The following is a 5,239-nucleotide window of genomic DNA, read 5'->3' as shown; positions in this document are numbered from 1 at the left end:
CATGCGTAAAAAGTTGAAGCTCCTGTGAGGTAAGCAATTCCCACACCTCACAAACACAGGAAAATCCTGTAAAAAAATCCTATAACCTTTTATAAAAGCTACAAAAACATGCAAGAGTTATTATTAGTTATTATTTTGCGAAAAATAAACTTTGAGCTAACTCACTAATCCTCTTGCCAGTATCTGAATTAGATATAGTAACACTACCCTCTTCTGATTTTGGCGCGAGCGCATCTAAAGAGCTTAATATCTCTTGCAAATGATGGATTGTACCAGCATTACCATCAACAATTTTAACGTTAGAAGGCAAAAAATCTCTAAAATAATCGCGATAAAAAATAAAATGAGTGCAACCTAATACGACTGAATCAATCGAATGTAAATCATACGAATCAAAATATTTATGAAGAGCACAATTTACAAAATCACGATTGTTTAATTCACCATCTTCTACAATTCTAACTAAATCAGGGCAAGGCTGAGAAAAAATAGTATGATCGCACGCGAATCGATTTAACAAATCTGCAAATTTGCGCTCTCTAAGTGTAAGAGGTGTTGCAGCAACTATTACACGTTGAGATTTACCGCAACCTAAGTCGCAAGCCAATTTCAAAGCAGGCTCCATACCAATAATTGGAATATTATAATACTCTCGTAAATCTTTTACAGCAGCAGAAGTCGCTGTATTGCAAGCGATTACAACTGCTTTAACACCATTCTTTACAAAATTTTCGACTATAGAAAAACTAAGCTTTTTAACTTCATCAGGTGTTTTAATGCCATAAGGAGCGTTTGCTGAATCCCCAAAATAAAGTATATGTTCATTAGGCATAGCAGATCTGATTTCGCGAGCAACAGATATACCGCCTAATCCTGAATCAAATACTCCAATTGGCGCTGAAGAAGACATTCAATACCTCCTAGAATCAGTTCACAACTCTAATAGCGAGTATCAACATCTTAACTAAAAAGCTAAATCAACATGCATGAATGAATATTGAAAATCCAAAAATTCTTTAGAATAGCGAAAATCGCTTGCTAATACACTAATGCGAAAAAATAATACACTAATACGAAAAACTAGAAAAACTAAACGTGCCGATGTATTTAATCATACACCAGCACGTTTTTTGTTTAGTTAGCTAAAGATTTGCACTTAAACTACGCGCGCTTAAGAGTAACTCTAAGCTCTGTTGCACTAGAATCAGCCTCAGTAACTTCGAAGCTTGTAGCAAGAGTTTCTTTAGCAATCAAGTCTCGGAATTGCTCAACTTTAGCAACGTCCGAAGCTGGCACGCTCAAAGTCAAAGCAATTCGATCCGTAACATCTAAACCGTTCTCCTTGCGAGCATCCTGAACAACGCGAATAGCATCGCGAGCATATCCTTCAGCAAGCAAATCGCTAGTCAAAGCAGTGTCAAGCATAACGAAGCCGCCAGTTGGCATTGCAGCAGAAGCCATATTTGCAGCTGCTTGAGCATCCGAAGACTCAACGCGATTCACAAGCTCATATTCGCCCTCAACAAGCGCAACTTCGCCGTTTGGAGTCTGAACAACAGGAGCGCCAGAGCCGTCAACATGCCAATCGCCACTCTTAGAAGACTTAATAGCAAATTGAACTTGCTTACCCAAGCGAGGGCCAGCAGCGCGAGCATTCACTTTAAGCTCATGAACAATCTTCAAACCGTGTTCGCTTGCATCTTTCAAAGTGCAGAATGTAACATTCTTCACGTTAAGCTCACGCTCAAGAACCTGCTCATAAGGCTCTACAGCATCAATATTTTCTGCAACAACTGTCAAGTTTGCTAACGGCTGACGCACACGCAACTGTTCCGCTTTACGCAACGAAAGCGTAGAAGACACAACCTCACGAACCTTATCCATAGCAGCAACCAAAGCATCATCTGAAGCAAGAACAGCGCCAAGCTCAGTAACTTCTTCAGCCTTAGGATTTTTCTCTCCATCGCAAAGAGTTTGTGGCTCAACCAAATAAGGCCAATCAGCTAAATGCACAGATTCTCCGCCAGTAAGACCTCGCCACACAGCCTCTGCTTCCATAGGAGCAAGAGGAGCAATTGTGCGCATAAACACTTCCAACGCAGTGTAAAGAGTGTTGAAAGCAGTTTCATCTTCATTCCAGAAACGATCACGGCTGCCACGAATATACCAATTTGTAAGTACGTCAATAAAGTCACTTACTGCCGCACAAGCATCGCTAATAGCAAACTCGTTCAAACACTTTTCTACGCGCTCAACAAGCAAACGCGTGCGAGCAAGCAAGTAGCGGTCCATGTTACAAAGTCCCGAAACCTCACTTGCACGAAGACGACGAGCATTATAACCTTCCCCACCGTTTGCAGCATTCGCATACAAAGTGAAGAAGTAATACGAGCTCCAAATTGGAAGCATAACTTGACGAACTGTATCCCTAATGCCATCTGCAGTCACAATCAAATTGCCGCCGCGCAAAATCGGCGAAGACATTAAGAACCAGCGCATTGCGTCTGAACCATACTCGTTAAAAACGCCATTCACATCTGGATAATTTCGCAAATGCTTACTCATCTTCTGACCGTCAGAACCAAGCACAATACCATGGCAAATCACGTTCTTATAAGCCGGGCGGTCAAAAAGCGCCGTAGCCATAATGTGAAGCGTGTAGAACCATCCACGAGTTTGACCGATATATTCAACGATGTAATCGCATGGGAAGTGTTCCTCAAAGAATTCCTTATTTTCAAAAGGATAATGGAATTGAGCAAAAGGCATAGAACCAGACTCAAACCAGCAATCAAGAACATCTGTAATCCTATGCATTTGTGATTTTCCAGTAGGATCATCTGGATTAGGACGAGTCAGGCGATCAATATACGGGCGATGCATATTCACATTACCATCATCATCGCGAGGATAATCCCCAAAATCAGCCTTAAGCTCTTCCAAGGAACCATAAACGTCTACACGAGGATACTTCGGATCGTCACTCACCCACACTGGAATTGGCGAGCCCCAGAATCTATTACGGCTAATTGACCAATCGCGAGCGTTAGAAAGCCACTTACCAAACTGACCATCTTTCACGTTTCCAGGAATCCAATTGATCTTTTGATTAAGTTCAAGCAATCTTTCTTTAATCTTCGTTACAGATACAAACCAGCTAGAAACAGGTTTGTAAATAAGCGGAGTTGCACAACGCCAGCAGTGAGGATAACTGTGCACGTAGCTTTTTTCTTGGAATAATAGCGCACGTTGATCTTCCGGCATTTTAGCAAGAGGTCCATCTCCTGCACGCAAAGCACGCAAAATTGGAAGATTCGCGTCAAAAACGTACAAGCCTTCGTAATCTGGGCAATCGCTTGTAAACTTGCAGCCTGCATCTAGCACATCAACGCTTCGAATTTCATGTGCGTTAAGCGTGTTCATATCGTCTTCGCCGTAAGGAGCTTGGTGAACTAAACCAGTACCTTCAGAAGTGTCAACATAGTCTGCTGTGTAAATTGTGAAAGCATTAGGACCAGGAATACCGCCTTCTTTAAGCGCAGATTCGCTTGCAAAGTAAGGGAATACTGGATAGTAGCGCCAGCCTGACATCTCAGCTCCCTTAAGTTCGCGCACAACCTCGTAGTTTTCGCCAAGTTCCTTAGTGTAAGATCCCAGCAAAGGCTTACCGATGTAGAACTTCTTACCAGCAAACTTGCCTTCAGTCGGGCGAACTTCCACGTAATCGATGTCTGCGCCGACTACGATTGCGAAGTTGGTTGGCACAGTCCAAGGAGTAGTAGTCCAGAATACTGCGTAGGCGTCTTCTTCATCTCGAAGTTTTACAGCTACAGAAACAGTTGTATCTTGACGATTCTGGTAAACATCCGCATCCATACGAAGCTCGTGTGCAGAAAGTGGAGTTTGATCCTTCGGGCAGTACGGGAGCACGCGGTAGCCTTTGTAAGCTAATCCTTTGTTATAAAGCTGCTTGAAAGCCCACATAACGGATTCCATATATGGAATGTTGAGAGTTTTGTAGCCACGCTCAAAATCAACCCAACGCGCTTGACGATGCACGTAGTTTTGCCATTCATTCGTATACTTCAAAACACTGGAACGACAAGCATTGTTGAACTTTGCGATTCCCATTTTCTCGATTTGCTCAACAGATTCGATTCCAAGCTCTTTTTGCGCTTCCAATTCTGCAGGAAGACCATGAGTATCCCAACCGAAAACTCTGTTTACTTTACGACCACGCATAGTTTGGTAGCGAGGAATAACGTCTTTTGCGTAACCTGTTAGCAAGTGACCATAGTGTGGAAGACCATTTGCAAAAGGAGGTCCATCAAAGAAAACAAACTCATTTTGGCTACCTTTGCCAGATGGACGATACTCTATTGATTTTCTAAACGTATTATTTGCATCCCAGTATTGAAGCACAGATTCTTCAAGTTGTGGGAATGAAGGATTTGGCGAAACACAGCTAGTATTATCGGAATCTCCATTAGATTCTACTGCCATAACGTTTACTTTTGGATACACATGATTCTCAGACGTATCATTTGCCATATTAGCAGATTCGCTCACTGTACTCTCCTCGCTAAACAGGGTTAAACATTTCCCTGCGAGGACGACAGTTGCCTACCGCGGTACCACCTCGCTTGCTATAAGAATCTTAAAACTATTCTTATAACCGCTTATATTTGGCTATGCGGGCCAATCCCGTCGGTTCTAATAAGCGAAAATATTAAGAATGCTCGCCGTTCTTCCGAAAACTCCCCGCTGATAACGGATCATCGCTTAATTTAGGAACAATCTAACACTATCCCCTAACATTGTGTAAAAAGTGCCCCGAATCAGAATCGAACTGACGACACCCACTTTAGGAGAGTGGTGCTCTATCCACTGAGCTACCGAGGCAGTGTAAGTTTGCTACAACATGATTAACTAGCAAACAACAAAGGGATATTATACACGAATGCTTTGATTGAACAATATGAAAAACCCAAGCTCTAGGCTTGGGTTTTATTTGTGCCCCCTCGGGGATTCGAACCCCGGACACGCTGATTAAGAGTCAGCTGCTCTAACCAACTGAGCTAAAGGGGCGTTGGCTAGATTCATTTGATTTTTGAACCGAGAAATAACTATACTCAAATTTAATGAGAGCGCAAATCGGCGTGTCGCATTACCCTCGTTTGAAGCAAAGCTCGCGCTTCAAACGAGCTTAATGCGAGAGGACTTGCACAAGGTTGAAAGC

At 42.5% G+C, this 5,239-nt stretch carries 2 protein-coding genes and 2 tRNA genes; all 4 read right to left on the bottom strand.

The genetic code is table 11. The features are described from left to right. Window positions 1–130 precede the first annotated feature (130 nt). Window positions 131–910 (bottom strand): glutamate racemase, encoded by a 780-nt coding sequence (gene murI / locus HMPREF3230_RS05730; RefSeq protein WP_075523974.1) that lies wholly within the window; start codon window positions 908–910, stop codon window positions 131–133. A gap of 251 nt (window positions 911–1,161) precedes the next feature. Next, a complete protein-coding gene (gene ileS / locus HMPREF3230_RS05725) occupies window positions 1,162–4,569 on the bottom strand; it encodes a mupirocin-resistant isoleucine--tRNA ligase (protein ID WP_196489658.1) in 3,408 nt (1,135 codons plus the stop codon). 260 nt (window positions 4,570–4,829) lie between these two features. Next, a tRNA-Arg gene (locus tag HMPREF3230_RS05720) sits at window positions 4,830–4,902 on the bottom strand. A gap of 112 nt (window positions 4,903–5,014) precedes the next feature. Beyond that, window positions 5,015–5,088, bottom strand: a tRNA-Lys gene (locus tag HMPREF3230_RS05715). Window positions 5,089–5,239: the final 151 nt, after the last annotated feature.

It is taken from the genome of Gardnerella vaginalis, from assembly GCF_001563665.1.
GTDB lineage: Bacteria > Actinomycetota > Actinomycetes > Actinomycetales > Bifidobacteriaceae > Bifidobacterium > Bifidobacterium vaginale_A.
Note: the sequence above shows the minus strand (reverse complement) of the source record. Positions and strands in the feature narration are given on the sequence as shown.

Coding starts and splice junctions, on each gene's coding strand:
- murI (WP_075523974.1), bottom strand. CDS start 910: ATGTCTTCTTCAGCGCCAATTGGAGTATTTGATTCAGGATTAGGCGGT.